The organism is Desulfoluna butyratoxydans (assembly GCF_900699765.1).
Lineage (GTDB): Bacteria > Desulfobacterota > Desulfobacteria > Desulfobacterales > Desulfolunaceae > Desulfoluna > Desulfoluna butyratoxydans.
Genome location: NZ_CAADHO010000004.1, coordinates 145,190 through 166,897, shown reverse-complemented (window position 1 = coordinate 166,897; position 21,708 = coordinate 145,190). Strand labels below are relative to the sequence as shown.

The 21,708-nt window shown below is 58.4% G+C and carries 12 protein-coding genes and 2 pseudogenes; 11 read left to right on the top strand and 3 right to left on the bottom strand.

The window, feature by feature from the left end:
* Nucleotides 1-66: 66 nt before the first annotated feature.
* The 9 genes and pseudogenes from nuoF (at nucleotide 67) to MSL71_RS12870 (ending at nucleotide 15,220) form a co-directional block, all read left to right on the top strand.
* Nucleotides 67-1,854: an NADH-quinone oxidoreductase subunit NuoF gene (gene nuoF / locus MSL71_RS12915; RefSeq protein WP_180140937.1), complete on the top strand. Its 1,788-nt coding sequence runs from the start codon at nucleotides 67-69 to the stop codon at nucleotides 1,852-1,854.
* A 28-nt stretch (nucleotides 1,855-1,882) separates the two neighbouring features.
* Nucleotides 1,883-4,600, top strand: a complete 2,718-nt coding sequence (gene fdhF, locus MSL71_RS12910; RefSeq protein ID WP_180140935.1) for a formate dehydrogenase subunit alpha — start codon at nucleotides 1,883-1,885, stop codon at nucleotides 4,598-4,600.
* 357 nt (nucleotides 4,601-4,957) lie between these two features.
* A pseudogene (locus tag MSL71_RS26800) lies at nucleotides 4,958-6,406 on the top strand (FAD-dependent oxidoreductase); the annotation flags it as partial.
* Between the two features lie 390 nt (nucleotides 6,407-6,796).
* Nucleotides 6,797-9,085, top strand: a pseudogene (fdhF, locus tag MSL71_RS26795) (formate dehydrogenase subunit alpha); the annotation flags it as partial.
* Nucleotides 9,086-9,628: 543 nt separating this feature from the next.
* Nucleotides 9,629-10,567, top strand: coding sequence for an ABC transporter ATP-binding protein (locus MSL71_RS12890; protein WP_180140933.1), 939 nt, complete (start codon nucleotides 9,629-9,631; stop codon nucleotides 10,565-10,567).
* Nucleotides 10,568-10,573: 6 nt separating this feature from the next.
* The gene (locus MSL71_RS12885; protein ID WP_180140931.1) at nucleotides 10,574-11,275 is read left to right on the top strand and encodes an ABC transporter permease subunit; all 702 of its coding nucleotides are present in this window, start codon (nucleotides 10,574-10,576) and stop codon (nucleotides 11,273-11,275) included.
* A gap of 196 nt (nucleotides 11,276-11,471) precedes the next feature.
* Nucleotides 11,472-13,628 (top strand): GldG family protein, encoded by a 2,157-nt coding sequence (locus MSL71_RS12880; protein ID WP_180140929.1) that lies wholly within the window; start codon nucleotides 11,472-11,474, stop codon nucleotides 13,626-13,628.
* Nucleotides 13,629-13,655: 27 nt separating this feature from the next.
* The gene (locus MSL71_RS12875) at nucleotides 13,656-14,585 is read left to right on the top strand and encodes a DUF4340 domain-containing protein (protein ID WP_180140927.1); all 930 of its coding nucleotides are present in this window, start codon (nucleotides 13,656-13,658) and stop codon (nucleotides 14,583-14,585) included.
* A 185-nt stretch (nucleotides 14,586-14,770) separates the two neighbouring features.
* Entirely contained in the window at nucleotides 14,771-15,220 is a 450-nt protein-coding gene (locus tag MSL71_RS12870; protein WP_180140925.1) for a hypothetical protein, read from the top strand.
* A gap of 92 nt (nucleotides 15,221-15,312) precedes the next feature.
* On the opposite strand, the gene MSL71_RS12865 is transcribed toward MSL71_RS12870, so the two are convergent.
* Both MSL71_RS12865 and MSL71_RS12860 read right to left on the bottom strand, forming a co-directional pair.
* The gene (locus MSL71_RS12865) at nucleotides 15,313-16,467 is read right to left on the bottom strand and encodes an MGDG synthase family glycosyltransferase (protein ID WP_180140923.1); all 1,155 of its coding nucleotides are present in this window, start codon (nucleotides 16,465-16,467) and stop codon (nucleotides 15,313-15,315) included.
* Nucleotides 16,468-16,487: 20 nt separating this feature from the next.
* Nucleotides 16,488-17,315 (bottom strand): alpha/beta fold hydrolase, encoded by an 828-nt coding sequence (locus MSL71_RS12860; protein WP_180140920.1) that lies wholly within the window; start codon nucleotides 17,313-17,315, stop codon nucleotides 16,488-16,490.
* A gap of 775 nt (nucleotides 17,316-18,090) precedes the next feature.
* Between MSL71_RS12860 and MSL71_RS12855 the strand changes: the two genes are divergently transcribed.
* Nucleotides 18,091-19,374 (top strand): hypothetical protein, encoded by a 1,284-nt coding sequence (locus MSL71_RS12855; protein ID WP_180140918.1) that lies wholly within the window; start codon nucleotides 18,091-18,093, stop codon nucleotides 19,372-19,374.
* 155 nt (nucleotides 19,375-19,529) lie between these two features.
* Here the strand turns inward: MSL71_RS12855 and MSL71_RS12850 are convergent, their stop codons facing one another.
* Nucleotides 19,530-20,267, bottom strand: coding sequence for a hypothetical protein (locus tag MSL71_RS12850; RefSeq protein WP_180140916.1), 738 nt, complete (start codon nucleotides 20,265-20,267; stop codon nucleotides 19,530-19,532).
* 579 nt (nucleotides 20,268-20,846) lie between these two features.
* Between MSL71_RS12850 and MSL71_RS12845 the strand changes: the two genes are divergently transcribed.
* Nucleotides 20,847-21,668: a 5'-methylthioadenosine/S-adenosylhomocysteine nucleosidase gene (locus tag MSL71_RS12845; protein WP_180140913.1), complete on the top strand. Its 822-nt coding sequence runs from the start codon at nucleotides 20,847-20,849 to the stop codon at nucleotides 21,666-21,668.
* The last annotated feature ends 40 nt before the right edge of the window (nucleotides 21,669-21,708 follow it).

Here is a 21,708-nt window from a genome sequence, read left to right as displayed (position 1 = left end):
CCGTGAAGGCATATGGCCGCAAGGGCCCCAGGGCCTTCACAAGCGATTCCAACCCAGGAGAAAGAGATGAGTAAAACAAGAATGCAGCTGATGCTGTGCGGCGGCACGGGATGCCACGCCACCGGCAGCAAGCCTTTCCAGGAAGCGCTCAACGCCGAGCTGATCAACCGCGGGCTCGCAGACGAAATAAAAGTAGTGGAGACCGGCTGCAACGGCTTCTGCGCCGTGGGTCCCGTGATGCTGGTTCAACCCGAAGGGATTTTCTACCAGAAACTGTCCGTGGACGACGTCCCCGAGTTGGTGGAGGAGCATTTCCTCAAAGGCCGCCCCGTCCCCCGTCTCTTCTTCAAAGAGCACATGAGCAAGGAGAAGATTCCCCATATCGACGACATCCCCTTCTTCTCCAATCAGGTCTACCGGGCCATGAAAAACAAAGGGGCCATCGACCCGGAGGTCATCGACGAATACATCGCACGGGAGGGCTACTTCGGCTCGGCCAAGGCCCTGAACGAAATGAAATCCGAGGAGATCATCGAGGAGATGCTCACCTCCGGCCTCAGGGGCCGCGGAGGCGCGGGTTTCCCCACAGGCCTCAAGTGGAAATTCGCCCATTCCAGCATCGGGGATGAAAAATACGTCCTCTGCAACGCCGACGAAGGGGACCCGGGTGCCTTCATGGACCGAAGTATCCTGGAATCCGACCCCCACGTGGTCCTGGAGGGGATGACCATCGCGGCCAAGGCCATCGGCGCTACCAAGGGCTACATCTACTGCCGTACCGAGTACCAGCTTGCCATCCACCGCCTGGAGATCGCCATTGCCCAGGCCAAAGAATACGGCCTGCTTGGCGAGGACATCCTGGGATCCGGCTTCAACTTCGACATCGAGATTTACCAGGGTGCAGGCGCCTTTGTCTGCGGCGAAGAGACCGCCCTGATGCGCTCCATCGAGGGCAAGCGCGGCATGCCCCGCCCCCGTCCCCCCTTCCCCGCCCAAAAGGGTCTCTGGGACAAACCCACCATTTTGAACAACGTGGAGACCTTTGCCAACGTGCCCCAGATCATCCTGAAAGGGGGCGAATGGTATGCCTCGGTGGGCACGGAAAAAAGCAAGGGCACCAAGGTGTTCGCCCTCTCCGGCGATGTCAACAACATCGGCCTCGTGGAAGTGCCCATGGGCCTTCCCATCCGCACCCTGGTCTACGACATCGGCGGCGGCATCCCCAACAAGCGCAAATTCAAGGCGGTCCAGCTGGGCGGCCCCTCCGGCGGCTGCGTTCCGGAGCAGCACCTGGACACCCCCATCGACTATGAAGAGATCGCCAAGGTGGGAGCCATCATGGGCTCGGGCGGCGCCATCGTCATGGACGACCGCACCTGCATGGTGGACATGGCCCGCTTCTTCATGGATTTCATCCAGGAGGAGTCCTGCGGCAAATGCACCCCCTGCCGTGAGGGCACCCGCAGGATCCTTGAGATACTGGAAAAAATCTGCGAAGGTAAGGGAGAGGAGAGCGACCTCAAAGCCCTGGAAGAACTCAGCGAAGTGGCCAGCAATTCTGCCCTCTGCGGTCTCGGCCAGACCGCCGCCAACCCCGTGCTCTCCACCATGCGTTTCTTCATGGACGAGTACAAGGCCCACATCTTCGAAAAGCGCTGCCCGGCAAAAACCTGCCAGGCTCTCCTCAAGTTCACCGTGGACCCCGACAAATGCAAGAAATGCGGTCTCTGTTACAAGGCCTGCCCGGCAGATGCCATTGCCTGGCAGAAAAAAGAGGTGGCCGTCATCGACACGGACAAATGCGTGCAGTGCATGAGCTGCTACGACAAATGCCCCTTTGACGCCATCGACTAATGCATAACAGAAGGTGAGATTTTTGGAGATGGAACACAAAGAGAAGAGAGTCGTCATTGACGACACACCCCTTCCCTTTTCCGAGGGAGAGACCATCCTTGACGTTGCCCGACGCAACCACATTGATATCCCCACCCTCTGCCACCTCAAGGGGAGCACACCCACCGGGGCCTGCCGCATCTGCATGGTGGAGGTCAAAGGCGCCCGCACCCTCCTGACCGCCTGCACCGTTCCGGTGGAAGACGGCATGACGGTGCGCACCGAGACCCCCGAGATCATCCGCTCACGGCGCATGACCATTGAGCTGATGCTCTCCTCGGGCCGCCATGACGACTGCCTGGTATGCCCCTCATCCGGCGCCTGCCGCCTCCAGGAGCTCGCCTTCCGTTACAAGGTCAAGGGGACCGCTTTTAAAGACACCGGGGTCACCTACCCCATGGAAGCGGTGAACCCCTTTATCCTGAGGGATTTTTCCAAATGCATCCTCTGCGGGCGCTGCGTCCAGGCCTGCAACGAGGTCCAGGTCAACGAGGCCATCGACTTCGGCTACCGGGGTGCCCGCACCAAAATCATCACCAAGGGTGACCTGCCCCTGAAGGATTCGGACTGCGTTTTCTGCGGGGAGTGCGTCCAGGCCTGCCCGGTGGCGGCCCTGGTGCCCAGGGACGCCCGCATGGTGCCGCGCCTCTCCGAGACCGATGCCGTCCGGACCACCTGCTCCTACTGCGGGGTGGGCTGCCAGGTGAACCTGCATGTGAAAAACAACCGGGTCTGGCACGTCTCCGGCTGCGAAGAGGCCGCTCCCAACTTCGGGAGCCTCTGCGTCAAGGGTCGTTACGGATTTGACTTCATCGCCTCGGATCGTCGCCTCACCGCCCCCCTTATCAAAGAGGACGGAGCGTTCCGGGAGGCCTCCTGGGACGAGGCTTTGGACCTTACGGCCAGGCGCCTCAAAGAGATCGCCGGTGCCCACGCCGATGCCGTGGGGGTCCTCACATCCGCCCGCATCACCAATGAAGAGAACTACGTGGCACAGAAGTTCACCCGCACGGTGCTGAAAACGAACAACATCGATCACTGCGCACGATTATGACACAGCTCCACGGTGGCCGGTCTGGCCGCCTCCTTAGGCAGCGGTGCCATGACAAACCCCATCTCGGACATCGAGAAGGCCGATGTGATCCTCGTGACGGGGTCCAACACCACGGAGACCCACCCCGTCATCGCGGCGGCCGTCAAACGGGCCGCCAAATTCGGCGGGAAAAAGCTCATCGTGGCAGACCCCCGCGAGATCACCCTGAAACAACACGCCCACCTCTCCATGGCCCCCAGGCCCGGCGGTGATATTGCCTGGATCAACGGCATGATCCACGTGATCCTTGAGGAAGGACTTCAGGACAAGCGCTATATCCTGGAGCGCACCGAGGGCTTCGACGCCATGGCCAAATCCGTGGCCCCCTTCACCCCCGACTACGTGGAAACCATCACCGGCATCCCCAAAGAGACCCTGGTTGCCGCGGCACGTCTCTACGCCGGCGCGGAAAAGGGCTCCATCCTCTATTGCATGGGCATCACCCAGCACGTCAACGGCACCGATGCCGTAAAAGCCCTGGCCAACCTGGCCATGCTCTGCGGCAACGTGGGCATTGAAGGCGGCGGGGTCAACCCGTTGCGCGGCCAGAACAACGTCCAGGGAGCCTGTGACATGGGAGGCCTGCCCGACGTCTACCCCGGCTACAGAAAAGTCCATGAAGAGCCCCACGCCCAGACCATGGAGAAAGCCTGGGGCGTCACCGGCCTCTCCCGCACCCCCGGCCTCACCGCCACGGAGATGGTGGACGCGGCCATCAAGGGCGACCTCAAGGCCCTGTACGTCATCGGTGAAAACCCCCTGGTCTCCGAGGCCGACCTCACCCACACGGAAAAAGGATTCGGCAACCTGGAGTTCCTCGTGGTTCAGGACATCTTCATGTCCGAAACCGCCCGGGCCGCCGACGTGGTCCTGCCCGCCCTGTGCTTTGCCGAAAAGGAGGGGACCTTCACCAACACGGAGCGCCGTGTCCAGCGGGTGCGCAAAGCCGTGGACGGCCCCAAAGGGGTCCCCACAGACTGGCAGATCATCTGCAACATCGCCCGGCGCATGGGAGAGGAGATGGGATTTGGGTCCGCCGAAGCCATTTTCAGCGAGCTGGCCGCCGTGACCCCGATCTTCTCCGGCCTCTCCTACCCCCGCATCGAAAAGGAGGGCATCCCCTGGCCTTGCCCCACGGCAGACCATCCGGGCACGCCCCGCCTCCACGTCGGGACCTTTGCCAAGGGCAAAGGCACCTTCCACCCCATCGCGTGGACACCGCCTGCCGAGGTCACGGACGAGGAGTATCCCCTGGCCCTGACCACCGGCCGGGTCCTCTACCACTACCACACCGGCACCATGACCCGAAAATCCAAGGGGCTCAACGAACGCTCACCAGAGTGCTTCGTGGAGATGGAGGGCACCGACGCCAAGTCCCTCGGCCTTGCCGACGGCACCATGGCCACCATCACTTCCCGACGGGGAGAGATCACCGCCAAGGTCAAGGTCAGCCGCCGCATGGGCAAAGGGACGGTCTTTATCCCCTTCCACTTTGCCGAGGCTGCCGCCAACCGGCTGACCAACGCCAAGCTGGATCCGGTTTCCAAGATCCCGGAGTTCAAGGTGTGCGCAGTGCGCATCGCCCCGGCTCCCGGAGGCCCGGGAGAAGCCTGAGACCTTGCAGGCAATAGGCAGAAAAAACCGAAGACCCATGCCCCTCAACCCATGACCTTCATAATCCGACCTCCTGCGCCTTGCCGCAGGAGGCGGTTTCATGTAGGCTGTGGGTCTTCAACACAGAAAATAGAAGCGATCTGGTGTTCACAGGTGGCCGCTGTTCGGCCCCGAAACCCCGGTTCAGGGATTCAACAGATGATTCCGTGCCCGGGGCTGCGTGCCCCTTGTGGAAGCCCATCGCACCAAACGACAGACCGGGGCGTCACCCCTTGCGGATGACGCCCATTTGTTTATATACCCATTTGTTATCTGAATGTTTCCGCCGGTCCGAGACCTTCCGGCACGGAGTGATGTATGGCCAAGTTAACCATCAACGGCGTCCACGTAGAAGCCGATGAGTCCAAGACCCTGCTCGATGTAATCCGAGAGCACCGCATTGCCGATATCCCAACCCTTTGCCATGTGGAGAAGACTGCTCCCTTCGGGGCCTGCTCCCTCTGCGTGGCCGAAGTGGAAGGCGCCCCCGCCCTTCGACGCACCTGCGCCACCCCCGTTGCCGACGGCATGGTGGTCCGCACCGAAACCGATGCGGTCAAACGATCCCGGAAGACCAACCTGGAGCTCCTCCTCGGTCGCCACACGGCCGACTGCTACGCCCCCTGCCGCCTGGCCTGCCCGGCCAACGTGGACATCCAGGGCTATGTGGCCCTTGCCAAGCGCGGCCTCTACAAAGAGGCGGTCAAGCTCATGAAGGAGACCAACCCCCTGCCCATCGTCTGCGGCAGGGTGTGCGCCAAGCCCTGCGAAAGCGCCTGCCGCCGGAACCTCATGGACGAGCCCGTGGACATCAAAAACATCAAACGGTTTGTGGCCGACCGTGAGCTGGCCTTAGGCGACATCTACGTCCCCGAACCGGGCAAGGCCACGGGCCGCTCCGTGGCCATCATCGGCTCCGGCCCTGCCGGGCTCTCCGCTGCCTACTTCCTGCGCCTTGCCGGACACCGGGTGGTCATGTTCGAAGCCATGCCCGAACCCGGCGGCATGATGCGCTACGGCATCCCCGAGTACCGCCTCCCCAAAAAAGACCTTCGAGCGGAAATCGACGCCATCTTCGCCATGGGCGTGGAGGTGCGCTACAACGTGGCCCTGGGCCGCGACTTCACCCTTGCCGAGCTGCGGGAAGATTTCGACGCCGTCTTCATCGGCCACGGGGCCCAGGTGGGCTCGTCCATGGGAACCACCGGCGGCGACCTTTCCGGAGTCATGCAGGGTGTGGACTTTCTCCGGGAGGTCAACCTGGGCACGGCCAAAAAGCTCAGCGGAAGCGTCTTTGTGGTAGGCGGCGGCAACACCGCCATCGACGCGGCCAGAACCGCCCTGCGCTACGGCGCGGACAAGGTGACCATCATCTACCGCAGAACCGAAAAAGAGATGCCCGCAGCCATCGAGGAGATCGAGGACGCCAAAGAAGAAAAAATCGAAATCCGCATCCTCACCAACCCCGTGGCGTACAAAGGGGAACACGGACGCCTTACCGGGGTCACCTTCGTGAAGATGGAACTCGGCGAACCCGACGCCAGCGGCAGGCGACGCCCCGTTGTCATGGAAGACAGCGAGTACACCGAACACGCCGACCATGTCATCGAAGCCATCGGCCAGAAGGTGGTCACGGACTTCCTTGGCGGCATCGGCCTCACCCGCTGGAACTCCATCGACGCGGACGGTGCCCTCTTCTCCACGAACATGGAAGGGGTCTACGCCGGGGGCGATGCCGTCACCGGGCCCAGCGTCATCATCGAGGCGGTGGCCCACGGCCGCAAAGCCGCCTTTGCCATGGACCGCCTCCTCTCCGGGCGAGTAGCCAAGGCCGAAGACCGCCTGGGCTTTCACGTAAAAAAGGAAGACTTCGGTGCCCTTTCCGCCGACGACCTGAAGGGAAAACCTCTCCTTCCCCGCCGCCACATCGAAAAGGCCGACCCCGAGACCCGGGCGGAGAGCTTCACCGAGGTGGAGCTGGGCTTCACCGAAGAGAACCTCCTGGCCGAAACCGGACGCTGCCTCGAATGCGGCTGCCAGGATGTGTCGGGATGCGACCTGAGGCGCTACGCCACGGACATGGAAGCCGACAAGACACGATTCATGCCCAAAGAGCCCCTAAAAGAAACTTTTTCGGCCCACAAATCCCCCCACGGCATTGAGGAAGTCAACCCCTTCATCATTCGGGACTTCAACAAGTGCATTCTCTGCGGCTCCTGCGTCCAGGCCTGCAACGACGTCCAGGTCAACGAAGCCATCGACCTGGGCTTCAGGGGCATTGAGGCCAAAATCGTGGCGGGCATCGACCAGCCCCTGAAGGACTCGTCCTGCGTCTTCTGCGGGTCCTGCGTCCAGGCCTGCCCCGTGGGCGCCTTGACCGAAAAGAATGTGGTCTACAGAGGAAAACCCTGGGACGAAGCAAAAACGCGAACAACCTGCGGTTACTGCGGGGTGGGATGCCAGATCGACGTCCACGCCAAAGCCGGAAAAATCACCCGCATCACCGGGGCCGAAGAGAGCGCGCCCAACTATGGGAGCCTCTGCGTCAAGGGCCGCTACGGCTTTGACTTCATCGGCTCGGATGAGCGCCTCACCACGCCCCTCATTAAAGAAAACGGAACATTCCGGGAAGCCACCTGGACCGAAGCCCTGGATCTCACGGCCAGGCGCCTCAAAGAGATCTCCGAGGCCCACGGCGATGCCGCAGGGGTCCTCACCTCGGCCCGTATCACCAACGAAGAGAACTACGTGGCACAGAAATTTGCCCGCACCGTGTTGAAAACAAACAACTTAGATCACTGCGCACGATTATGACATTCCTCTACGGTGGCCGGTCTGGCCGCCGCATTCGGAAGCGGTGCCATGACAAACCCCATCTCGGATATCGAGAAGGCGGATGTCATCCTTGTTGCGGGCTCCAACACCACGGAGACCCACCCCGTCATCGCTGCGGCCGTAAAACGCGCGGTGAAATTCGGGGGAACCAAGCTCATTGTTGCAGATCCCAGGAGGATCGAGCTTAAAAAGCACGCCCACCTCTCCCTGGCCCCTGCCCCGGGCAGTGACCTGGCCTGGATCAACGGCATGATCCGCGTGATCCTTGAAGAGGGGCTCGAAGACGCGGCTTACATCGAAAAGCGTACCGAAGGCATCGACGCCTTACGGGAGGCCGTGGCCCCCTATACCCCGGAACACGTCGAAGAACTCACCGGGATCCCCGCAGAGCAGCTTGTCCAGGCGGCCCTGGTCTACGCCGGGCTTGAAAAGGGGAGCATCCTCTACTGCATGGGCATCACCCAGCACACCACGGGCACGGACAACGTAAAGGCCCTGGCCAACCTGGCCATGGTATGCGGCAACGTCGGCATCGAAGGCGGCGGGGTCAACCCCCTGCGCGGACAGAACAACGTCCAGGGCGCCTGCGACATGGGAGGCCTGCCCGACGTCTACCCCGGCTACCGAAAGGTCCACGACGAAGCCCACGCCCTTGCCATGGAAAAAGCCTGGGGCGTCACCGGCCTCTCCCGCACGCCGGGCCTCACCGCAACAGAAATGGTGGACGCGGCCATCAATGGAAGCTTAAAGGCCCTTTATGTGATCGGGGAAAACCCCCTGGTCTCCGAGGCGGACCTCAACCACACGGAAAAAGGCTTCGGTAACCTGGAGTTTCTCGTGGTCCAGGATATCTTCCTCACAGAAACCGCCCAGGCCGCAGACGTGGTGCTTCCCGCCCTCTGCTTTGCGGAAAAAGACGGCACCTTCACCAACACCGAACGCCGCGTGCAGCGCGTGCGCAAAGCCGTGGACGGCCCCGAGGGCGTGCCCTCGGACTGGGAGATCACCTGCGAGATCGCACGGCGCATGGGGGCCGATATGAGCTACCCATCGGCCGAAGCCATCTTTGACGAGCTCGCCTCGGTCACCCCCGCCTTTGCCGGACTGAACTACGGCCGCCTTGACGGCGCAGGTATCCCCTGGCCCTGCCCCACGGCAGATCACCCCGGCACCCCACGCCTCCACGTGGAGCGCTTTGCCAGGGGCAAAGGCATCTTCTTTCCCGTGACCTTTACCCCGGCAGCCGAGACCCCGGATGCCGACTACCCCCTTGTCCTCACCACCGGACGGGTGCTCTATCACTACCACACCGGCACCATGACCCGAAAATCAGAAGGCCTCAACGATCAGGTGAGTGAATGCTTTGTGGAAATGAGCCGGGAAGACGCCCAGGAGAGAAACCTTGCCCACGGTGAGATGGCTTTGATCTTCTCCCGACGCGGAAAGATCAAGGCCCGAGTGAACCTCTCCGACCGCATGGAAAAAGGGACGGTCTTTCTGCCCTTCCACTTTGCCGAAGCAGCCGCCAACCGGCTCACCAACGCCGCCCTGGACCCGGACTCCAAGATCCCCGAGTTCAAGGTGTGCGCAGTGACCGTGGAAAAGGCATAAAACCACCAGTAAACAAATCCATCGTCTGACACGATAAACCCCGCCCCCATGAAATGGGGACGGGGTTTTTGGCTTCCGCCGTAACGAGTCAGTCCGAACCCTTTTTTTCAAAAAAACGACCCGCCGTAGGCAACCTGAATCACCAGGCCCGGGCTTCGCATTTTCTCTTTCGCCCTTTGCCTTTCTTCTTTGGCCATTCCCTCCTTTCCATTAAAACCCTGTAATACTCTCCCAAGCACTCACTTTCCCCCTTGCATTTTCCTCATTCCTGTGCAAAAAATCCTGTGGTTGAATTGATTCACACCCCCGCCAACCGGTCTTATCGGACGCACCATCTTCTGCCGGCGGCCCTCGGTATCCTTCTTCACACCGACGATTCCGGCCCATGCTCCGGTTCACGCCCCGGACCCACCGGGAGGCAGAGCTGAATCACCACACAGACAGGGCAAGCGCCCGGTTTCAACCCATTTTCAACGCAATCCATGAAAATGAAAAACAAAGATCTCTTTCACATACAAACCATCTTTGCCCAAGGAGGAACGCATGATCAGGGTTGACGATGTCACCAAAGACTACGGCGCGTTTCGCGCGGTGGACGGCATCAGCCTGGAGATTCGCAAAGGGGAAATCTTAGGACTTCTGGGCCCCAACGGCGCAGGAAAGACCACCACCCTTAAAATGCTCACCGGCTACTTCCGCCCCACCAGCGGAGAGATCTACTACAACGATACGCCCGTATCCAACCAGCCCCTGGAGCTCAAAAAACGCATCGGCTACCTGCCGGAGTCGGCTCCCCTCTACCCCAACATGCTGGTGTATGACTTCCTTTGCTACACGGCGGATGTGCGAGGCATCCCCAAGGCAAGCCGCCTTGCCCGCATCAAGGAGATGTCCGCCCTGTGCAGCCTCACGGATATCATGGACAAGCCCATCGGGGCTCTCTCCAAGGGCCTCAAGCAGCGGGTGGGCCTGGCCTATGCCATGATCAGCGACCCGGAGATCCTCGTACTGGACGAACCCACCTCGGGCCTTGACCCCAACCAGATCGTAGAAATCCGAAAAATCATCCGGGACATCGGGGAAACCCGCACCATCATCTTCTCCACCCATATCCTGAGCGAAGCCGAGGCCACCTGCGATCGCATCGCCATTGTCCACAAGGGGAAAATCGTGGCCGACGGCACCACCGATGAGATCCGCACCGGCGGCAACGGCAGCGGCCCCCGCCTGAAGATGGACGTAAAAGGGGCCCCGGCCGACGAGGCCAGGGTCCTGTTCCAGGGCATCGGCAGCGTGGCAAAGGTGGAGGCATCCCAGAGCAAAGAGAACCGCTGCGAGCTTGCCGTTACCTTTAAAAAGGGGCAGGACGGCCGGGAAGCCGTGTACAACGCCGTCAAGGGGACCGACTGGGTGCTCATGAACTTCGCCATGGAAGCCAACACCCTTGAGTCCATCTTCCGAACCCTGACGAAGGAGAACTAAAAGCCCATGCAGACCCTTCACATCATGAAAAAAGAGCTGAAAGATTTCTTCACCTCGCCCATCGCCTACATCGTCATCGCCATCTTTCTCCTGGTGACGGGCTGGTTCTTCTTCCTCACCTTTTTCTTAAACGGCCAGGCAAGCCTGCGGGACTTTTTCGCGCTCTTGCCCCTGATCTTCTCCTTTGTGATCCCGGCGGTGACCATGCGCCTTTTTGCCGAAGAGCTGGCCATGGGCTCCTTTGAGGTGGTCATGACCCTGCCGGTCACCCCCCGGGACATCGTGGTGGGCAAATTCCTCTCAGCCCTGGTCTTTGTCTGCGCCATGCTCACTCCCACCTTTGCCTATGCCGTCACCGTGGCCCTCTTCGGCGATCTGGACTGGGGACCGGTCATCGGCGGGTACGCAGGGGCCATCCTTCTGGGCGGGGCCTTTGCCGCCATCGGGCTCTTTGCCTCGTCCCTGACCCGCAACCAGATCATCGCCTTTATCCTGGGGACCCTCATCTGCTTTGCCCTCACCCTGGTGGACAAGCTCCTGGTCTTTTTTCCCACGGCTATCCTTGGCTTTTTCAGCCAGATCGGAGCCGACTACCACTTCCGGAACATCGCCCGAGGCGTGGTGGACTCCAGGGACCTCCTCTACTTCGGCGGGGTGATTTTTCTCTTCCTCTACGGGGCCTCCATCTCCGTGACGGAGAAAAACTAAAAGCGCCTCCGGCGGCCAGGGGATGCTCCCCTGGACCCCAGGTTCGCGAATGCTCCGGGGTTCGTTCCTCACCCCTTCACATTCGCTGACGGGCTTTGCCCGTGGGGCACACGATTCAAAAAAACTGTTTATCAAACTTTTCAAAAGTTTGGCCCCCGGCAGGGCCGCCGGAGGCATAACCATAGATAAGGCAACCATGAAAAAAGAAAAATATCTCAAAGGACTGATCTACATTGTGGTGGTGGTGCTTTTGAATGTGGCGGGCGCCACCCTTTTCTTTCGGGCGGACCTCACGAAAAACAAGGTCTACTCCCTTTCCGACGCCAGCATCGAGGCGGTGAAGAACCTTTCGGAGCCGCTGACCATCAATGTTTTCTTCTCCGAGGACCTTCCGGCCCCCCACAACACCACCGAAAAGTACCTCGCCGACCTGCTGGAGGAGTATGCATTAAACGCCAACCGCTACTTCAACTTCCGGTTCTACCCCATCGGCGGCGACATAGAGACCAACCCCACGAGCAAGCGCAACGCGGAGCTGGCGGGCAGCTACGGCATCCGACCGGTGAGCATCCAAATGGTGGAGAGCGATGAGGTAAAGGTCAAGACCGCGTACATGGGGCTTGTGGTGATCCACGGGGACCTCATCGAGCGCATTCCGGCCATCACCTCCACCGAAGGGCTGGAGTACAAGCTCACCATGGCCATGATGAAGCTGGGCAACAAGATCAGCACCCTGCTTTCCCTTGACGGAAAAATCGAAGCCGACCTCTACCTCTCCCGCTCCATGGCGGAGGTGGCCCCCCTCATGGGCCTGAAGGACCTCCATGACCTGCCAAACCGCGTGGAGGCTGCCGTCACCAAAATCAGCCGACGCAGCTACGACCGCCTCACCTTCAACCGCTTTGATCCGCAAACCACCGAAGAAAAGCAGACCCTGGCCGAGCGCTACGGGGTGCTCCAGCTTGGCTGGCCGGATCTCTCGGGCGGCAAGATCAAGGCGGGCTCCGGCATCATCGGCATGGTGATGCGATACGGAGACAAATCCGTCACCATCCCCATCCTTGAGGTGAACCGCATTCCCCTGTTCGGTACCCAGTACAAGCTCATGACCGATCAGGAGATGGAAGAGGCCGTGGGCGGAGCCGTGGAGTCCCTCATCGACATCAATGAAAAGGTGGGGTACCTCACAAGCAACGGCACGGCGCCGCGCTTCGATCGCAACCCCGCGAACCCCATGGCCCCCGGCACGAGCGCCCTGAACAACTTCAGCGCCACCCTCTCCCGCAATTACGCGGTGTCCGATGTGGACCTCAAGGCAGACGGTATCCCCGAGGACATCAACAGCCTCATCATCGCCGGGGCCAAGGAGACCTTCACGGACTACGACCTCTTCCGCATTGATCAGGCCCTCATGGCGGGGAAAAACGTGGCCGTGTTCGTGGACGCCTTCAAAGAGATGCAGAATCCCAACCCCCAGATGGCCTTCATGCAGCCCTCCACCTACACCCCGGTTCGCACGGGCCTCGACAAACTCCTGGCCCACTACGGGGTTCGCGTTCAAAGCGCCTACATCATGGACGAGAACTGCTACAAGCAAAACCTGCCCAGGCGCATGGGGGGCGGTCAGCAGAACGTCTACTTTGCCCCCATCATCGAAAACGACACCATCAACCACGACATCCCCTTCATGAACAACATCAAGGGGCTCGTCACCTTAAAGGCCGCACCGGTCATCGTGGACGAGAAGACCGTCACCGAACAGAACCTTTCGGCCGCCACCCTCTTTTCCACCTCCGAGCGCTCCTGGCTCAAGGAGAGAAACATCTCCCTGAACCCCATGTTCCTCAAGCCGCCCACAGACGCGGCCTCCTTTGCCAGCCGTCCCGTGGCCGCCATGGTGGAGGGATCCTTTACCAGCTACTTCAAGGGAAAGCCCATCCCGGAAAAACCGGCCCCCGCCACCCCCGAGGGAGAAGAGGCCAAACAGCCTGAAAACAAGGCCGCGGCCATCTCCCAGGCAGGCGCCGTGATCGAGCACGGCAAACCGGCCCGCCTCATCGTGGTGGGCTCCCTGGACATGCTCACCAACAGCCTCTTTGACGAGCAGGGAGAAAGCGCCAACGCCACCTTTGTCATGAACCTCATGGACGGGCTCAACGGCCGCGAAGGCATTGCTGTCATGCGAAGCAAAAAACAGCGGTTCAACCCCATCGACAAGGTGCCGGACAGCGTCAAGACGCCAGTGAAGGCCTTCAACATCGTGGGCCTGCCCCTGATCGTCGCCCTCTTCGGCATGGCGGTTTACTTCAAACGCCAGTCCCGACGAAAAACCATCCGGGCCATGTTTCAATAACACCACCACCACAGGAGGACACCTGACGTGAAAAAAGAAACCATCATTCTCCTTGCCCTCATCGTGGCCCTGAGCGCCTACCTCTTCCTTCGGGACACCGACGGCACCAGCTATGAGCTGCCGGTTCTCGACACCGTGTCCGCAGGGGATGTGGACCGCATGGAGATTAAGACACAAGCAGAGACCCTGCTCTTTGAAAAAGAGGGAGATGAGTGGACCGTTGATTTAGAGGGGTTTCCCGCCAAACAGGAGCAGGTCACAAAGCTTGTGGAGACCGCAGGGGAGATGACCCTCACGGCCATGGTCTCCGAGGCCGAAAGCTACAACCGCTACGACCTGGACCCGGGGACCGCAAAAAACGTCCGCCTCTACAAAGGGGAGACCGTGCTGCGGGACGTCACCGTGGGCAAGGCCGCCCCCTCCATGGGCCACACCTTTGTAACCATTGAAGGCGACAAAAAAGTCTACCACGCCAAGGGCAACTTTGCCTCCCAGTTCACAACGGATTCGAACCGATTCATCGACAAGACGGTCTTTAATCTCGTTGCCTCCGAGGTGAACGCCCTTGCCGTCACCATGGGAGAGACCGACCTTGCCCTCACCAGGGCCACGGAGCCGGGCGAGGAAGGCGCGGCCCCCAAAACCATCTGGAAAGACCAAAACGGCAACACCCTGTCAGCCGAAAAAGTGGACAAACTCATCGCCTCCCTGTGCCGCCTTTCATGCGACACCTGGCTGATGGAAGAGAAAAAAGATGAGACCCCTGCCCTTTCCGTTGTCCTGACAACGGACCGCCCCTACACCCTTAAGCTGTTCGGAGACGCCCCCATGCACGGCACCGCCACCGACCAGAGACTCGGGTTTACCCTCTCCGAGGCAAAAGGGGCTGACATCCTGGGCGCGGTGCAGGCCCTTGAAGAAACACCCCAGGCCGAGCTGAGCCAGGCCCATGAGTAACCAATGAGCAGCCAGGCCGCACTCCGGTCTTGAAAAGCCATTGAACAGTTGCCCTTGATTTCCTGCCGAAACCGTGATGTTATCGTCACATCTCAATGACGATTAAAAACAAACGGGTGCATGAGGTTCATCGCCCCATGCACCCGTTCTTTTTTCCAACATCACACACACGAGAGAGGCCCCACATGAGAGCACTCCTGTCCATGCCGCGACGTCTCGCCCTTGTCCTGGCGATCCTTGTATTCACCCCCGGCCTTGCCGCAGCAAACGAAGAGCAACCCATGATGAAAATGCCCGTGGACGGTGCCTGCGAAGAGCCTTATATCCTCTTTGAAGGGGTCTGCGCCATCCCGGCTTTCATGCAGGGCCAGCCCGCCACCATCATGGAACAGATCAAGGCCTTTAAACTGGCCCATGCCAATGAACCCGCAGAGCCCGAACCGGAAGCGGCCACCGAGTCTGTCAATGAAGACCCCTTGTGCGCCAGGTACAGAAAAATGATCGAAGAGCACTCGAAATCCAAGGTCGCGACATACAACCCCGAAACTGCCGAAATGGAAAAGGCCATGAGCCAGGCCGAAGGGACCTCCATTGAAGAGGCCAGGGAGTACCTGATCAACTTTTGCCAGGAGTGATGAAAAGACGGGTCAGGACGTTGGCAAAGGGGGCTCGGAGACCTTACAAACATTCTGCGTACGAGAGATGAGCCCCCATATCGTCCGGGTTTTCAGGAATGGACCGCGTTCCGTTCCAATGCCTCGCATATGATATCCAGAACGTGTGCTGCCGCATCGGGCCGTGCAATCTGTGCGGCTTTTTCCTTCATCTCACCTATTTTGTCAGGACGAGCCATAAGCCGCTTGATTTTATGTTCCAAGGACGTCGCATCCAGCGCTTTGAGTGCGGCGCCGTGCTCAAGAAGATAATCGGCATTTCGCTCTTCCTGGCCCGGGATCGGAGAGATGATGATCATGGGCAGCCCCATGGCCAGGCATTCGGCACTGGTCAAGCCTCCGGGTTTGGTCACGGCAATATCGCTCACGGCCATCACCCGCTCTATGGTGTTGGTAAAGCCCATGGGGATCAGTCGTCCCCCATGGGATTCAGATAGCCGGGTAAGGGAGAGGAAAAGGTCTTCATTTTTACCTGCAAGGGCGATGACCTGGCACAAGGGGTCCGTCTCTAACATGCGCTCGGTCAAGGTGAGCATATCCCCTAACCCCTCACCACCGGACATCATGAGAACGGTTGGTTTGTCGAGGTCCACACCCAACTCAGCCGCCCAGGCCTCTGTGTCATGGGCCATGGTAAACGAAGGGACGATGGGAATACCCGTCATGTGTATGTTCGACGGCTGAATACCAAACGCCGCAAGTTTCCACGACGCTTCCTCACAGGCCACGAAATAACCATCCATCCGGTTCTGGAACCAAAGCCCGTGAACATCGAAATCCGTCACTTGAATCCAGCACGGAACCTTCATCCGGCCTTTTCTGATTTTTCGTGAGATCAGTCCGGCGGGAAGAAAATGGGTGCAGAGGATCCCGTCGGGATTGATCCGCTCGATTTCATCCATCAATGCCCGTGCACTGAGCCGCTCAAAGGCAAGCCGTACATTTTTCATCTTTGAGTCGTCATTCTCGGCGCGATCGCTTTTGGAAAACATGTATCCCCACAGGGAGGGGTGACGTTCGATGATTTTTAAATAGCTCTCCTTGTACGCCTTCCTGAATGCTCCCGACACATACTCCATGGCATCCAGATGAACGACCTCCAGCTCCGGACAATGGAGCAAAGCGGTCTTACGAATCGCTTCGGCCGCACGAACATGGCCAGACCCTATGGAAACACTGATCACCAACAGTTTTCTTTTTTTACCCATGATTGTTTTTATGCCTTCCCTTAGAAAATGTGCCTGACCGCCCAATCCAGAATACGGCCGAATAGTTCGTCTCGATTCATCTCATTGAAGTTCTCATGGTAATTCGTCTCGTATGTGGTGACGTCGGCAAGTCCTGGCGGAACATCGGCCATGGCCTGTTGACTCACCGCCGGATCCGCCAGCCTGTCGTCTCCTGCAATCACGCAAAAAATGGGAACCCTCTCCCAGGTTTTCATGCGGGCCACCACCCACTGCTGGGTCTTCTCTGATTCCACGCCCAGGCTGGCCGAAACCTTTGTGCTCCTTAAACCACGTTTCTCGTCGTCAACATGGCGCTTTGTGATCTTTTCATCGTGGGTCAGAAGATGCGTCAATGCAGGGGGCGTAACCGAAAACGTCGGATGCACCCTGGCGACAAGCCTGGAGGCATGGTACAGCACTTTCGGCACGGCCACCTTGTTCTTCAACCACGGTGACGAGAGGATATATCCCTTGATGTCCGCTTCTTTCCCCAGGGTCAGCCCGTAATACAATGCGATAAGGGCCCCGTTTGAATGGGAGAGGATAAACACAGGCACACCGGGATGGCGCTCTTTCACCCAGCCGATGTAACCATGGATATCCCGCGCATAGGTATCGTATGAATCAATATGAAAAAAGTTTCTGCCCCCGGGATTGTGCTTCGGGTAGGTTCCGTGAAACCTCAGGTCCGGGGCGTAGGTGGCAACCCCTTTCGCTTTGAAGTACTCCGCCGGCGTGACCCAGTCTCCTCCATGGGCCATACCGCCGTGGATCCCGATAAAAATCGCCGTCACCTCTGAGTCGGGAAGCCATGCACGAGAGAGCAACGTTGTCGCCTCATCTGCCTGAAAAAGCTCGCACGTTGTTTCGCCGTAATTCACTGTGTCTCCTGATAGTGGTTGGCCTTTGAAAAAACCGGCAGGTTCTCATCCAATCTGCATAAAGAGGAGGTATTCCCTTTACACACCGGCGTCAAGTCCTTACTTAGAGCGGGTGTTTTATATGAATAATGATGAATGGCTTTTGCATTTTCGAAGTAACCGATCATAAAAGCGTCTCGCCCCCCTAATCGCCCATTATCTCATAAAATGTCAGTACAAAACACACCACACCATGAATACCTTACGTTACCACCGCAGGACAAAACTTACTGCCTTGACAAATTGCTGTTGCTGTATCTATAAAGGCCTATCAAGACAGCAATATTAAGTAATTTAAAACATCACAACAAACACGAAAAAACTGACAAACAATTAATTGCTACACAAAACGTGTAAACGCAAAGCCCCCCCCTCTCCCCCCCCCAACCGAGTAAAAATTGACCAAGGCACTGCTTTTGTATCGTGGGCCAGGACCTTGGCCATGTATGCCCCCCCTTGATAAGCCCCCCAACACGTCTTTGGATCAACATGCAATACCGACTTTTGCGTCAAGCTGAAGAGACGGGCTTTATTGGTTTTGCCATAGCCCCAGCAGCATACCCCGGGTGTTTTCGCCCGTAAACCGTAGAAATACCCGAATCAAGGACAGGTCTGACACCATCAACCAAAGGAGAGTAAGTGTATGCGTCACGTAATTGTTGTGTTTTGTATGTGTTTGTTTATGGCTCAAAGCGCCTTTTCCATGGGTTCGCTCACCACATGGCAGGACCGATACGCCCAAAAAAACGCCGCGACATTAGAGGACGGGCTCTGCGGCTGGAACGTGCTATCCGAAGATTACCGGCAACCCCATGTGCTGGACGGGCTCTCCCTTGAATGGGACTATTTCAGCATCCACGATAAAGACGGGAAATTTACCGGTGTCGTGGCCTATCTTGTGGCCGACCCGGAAGGCCACCTGGGCGATCCGGACTATGTCTTTGAGCCCAACCTCATGCCTTCGGGGGCAAACATGGCATGCTTCGGCAAAGTGGGAAAAACCGGTGCCCGGTATGCCGATTATGTCAACTTCGGTCTTAATTTCGAAGCGGGCACCTCGGAGCGATCATTTTTCGCGGAAAAGCCTGGGGAAGAGATATTCGGAAAAATGGTTCCCATGCGAAAGGGAGACGGCAAGCCGGACAGGTTGATCCTTTCGGGCAAAACCGAACACTTTGAGTGGGAACTTGAAGTCAGCCAGATCTGGGCAGGGGAAAAGGCGCCGGAAGGATTCTCCTATCCCGATTACCACGCGCTCAAGGACAAAACCTGGGAAGTGGGAAATGACCTCCACCTTGCACTTGAGCGAACGGAGCACTGGACCGTCAACATGAACTGGCCATCCACCAAAGTCGACGGCTGGATCAGGGACCTGACCACCGGCGAGCGCATGGAAATAGACGGACACGGCTATCGGGAAAATTCATTCGGCAGGTGGGCCTTTGCCCTGGGCGGCTGGGACTTCTTCTTCATGTCTGACCTGAAAAACAAGGTCCAGTTCGGCTTCCAGACCTATCACCACGGCACCGAGGACCTCGATTACCTGGATGTGGACTTTCTGGATAACGGAACGCCTAAAAGCGTAAGATTCCGGGCAGACCTCGGGGAGCTCGGCTGGCACCATGCATCCTGGGCCTGGAGCCCTGAGGTGTTTCAGTGCAGGCCCCTTGACTCCACGATTATCGGGATCAACGAGGAGTACACTGTAACGGCCTATGTGGACATTGGGGACAATTTTGCGAGCCTTCTTTCCAACGTCACCTGGGTAACCGGTGCCTACCAGATAACCACCATGTTCCCCATGTTTTCCGGGGCCGTCACCCGCACAGGGACAGAAGACGTTGTCGCCGAATTTTTCGGCCGGGGAGGCGGTGAATTTTCCCTTCTGAAAAGCCCGGTAGAAAAAAGTGACGCCTGGTGCAACCGGTGCATGAACACCTATAACCGGGACATCGGATACAAATAAAGGGAATCTTCAAATAACGGGCAAGTCGGCATGGGCCTCTGAGACCGGCTTGCCTCAATCATCCCCACAAGACCTATAGTGCAACCCTGGTTGCTGTGCTCACCTGCCAGGGATAAGCCAAAGCCAGCTCACGACCTGAAGAAGAAAGGTGGCATCTACCCCGCCACCATCAGCCCGAGGCCGGAAAAAACGGACAGGATCACAAACACGGGGATGACCATGGGAAGCGATGAATTCGTGCCCTTGCTGTTTTCCAGCAACATAAAAAGCAAAAGCCCGCTGAGGCAGACAAGGAGCCCGGCAACTGGAGGAGAACAAAACATCAGAACCGCCCCCAAAGCAAGCCCATACACGATGGCACATATCCCCATGAGAACCCCGACACCTGCCAGGAGAAGATCGGACCTGCTTGACACAACAATGTAAAACGCACCGCAAAAAACGTAGATGGCTGACACCCCATAGGCACTCACCAGAAAAAACGAGGATACAGGGTTGGCCCCTGCAAAATGCGTAACCCCGTCCAGCGGGTTCTCACCCCTCACCCACAGGGCTGTCCCCACTCCCAGCCCCACGGCACACACATACTCAAGAAGATTCTTCAGCATGGCCCTTTTGATGCCTGCGTATTTGTACGTCCCGCCTTTGAACCTGTACGCGACCTCTGTCTTCAGAAATATATATGCCCACGTCGAGCAATAGCTTGTCGCAGAAACCACAGTCACAGATTCCCAGCAGGCTGTTCCTGATTTCAGAGCCACGGCCTGCAGGACAAAGGCCCCAAACACGACAAAGAGAAGCCTCTTGCACCATGACGGGAACCAGTAGCCGACCCACCTGGCCAGGCACATGCCGTAGAGATAAAAGAGGACCCACGATAAACCAACGTGCATACCAAACAGAAGCAGTCCATAGCCGACATGGTCATACGCCGTCATTGACACCCCCTCGGTCTCCCATGGGTTGAAATAAGTAACACCAACACCTCGCCTCCAGCCACGCGACCTGATCAAACAAAGAACTGAGTTTACCCGTTAAGATGATTTCCACTGGACGTAGCACGCGTCATGTGCCATAGGGAAAAACCCGCTGCGGACTGTTTTCTTCAGGTGCCGAAAGGAGTATGACTGCTATACGCTTTGAACCAACCCGTTCCAAACGGAAGCAACGCCTCCCACGGCACTCGCCACAAGAACGCTAACCCGGATATTTCATGAGAAAACGGCCAAAGCGAAGAAATAGACTATCATTATGAGGTGGGAGGTATCGCAAAAAACTAAGACACTTCAAAACCGCAACATATCATTCAAGATTTTCTGCTCAACTCTCTCACCCTTTGGGCGAGATGAGTGCGCCCACCTTCTGCGTCATCAAAGCCTTTATAAAACCACGACATCTGCAGCTCTGATGCCTTGAATATGGGTGCACTCGACTCGTGAAATATCCGGGCTAAAACACGAAAGAAGTACGTCATGACCAAACGAGTATCCGCGCTGCTGGCCGCCATCCTGCTGGCCATTTTTGTCATCGGGGGCAATCACCCATGTGCCGCCTCCGAGATGCGCCCCATTGTCATCCAGGGCGCCATGGATGTTGAAACACAGTTTATGATCGAGAAGCTCACCGATGTTGAGGAGATCACCATCGGCGGATGGCGGTTTTTCAAGGGAGCCCTCGAAGGCCGCCCTGTGGTCGTTGCCAAGACCGAGGTCGGCATGACCAACGCTGCGGCATCCACTGTGCTCGCCATTGAGCGATTCAACCCGTCTGCCATCATCAACCAGGGCACCTCCGGCGGCCACGCCCCTGGGTTACACCGCTACGACATTGTCTTAGGAAAAACAGCCGTGAACTTCGGAAACTTCAGGACGGAACACGGGGACGCCGGAAAGGGCGTGAAGCCCGAAAAATGGCTCCCCATGACCATCACCGTCAATGTGAAGGGAGAAGCAAAAGAGTTCACCGATTTCAAGGGGGATGCCCACCTGTTGGAGGTCGCCGAAAAAACCTCTGCAGCCTATAAACACGGCAAGGTCGTCACAGGCGTTATCGGCTCCGCCGACCAGTGGAACCGCGAGCTCGACCGCATCGCCTGGATCCATGCCACCTACAACACCTCCGCGGAAGAGATGGAAACCGCTTCCGCAGCCCAGGTCGCCGAAGCCTACGGCGTCCCCTTCCTTGGCATCCGAATCCTCTCCAACTCCGAACTCCACGACGAAGGGTTCGATCCCAAAGCAGGCATCTACTGCCAGGAGTTTGTCCTGGATGTGGTAAGACGTCTCAAGCAGTAAAATGCAATGCCCCGGCTGCCAGGCGGGGCATATTGAGCAT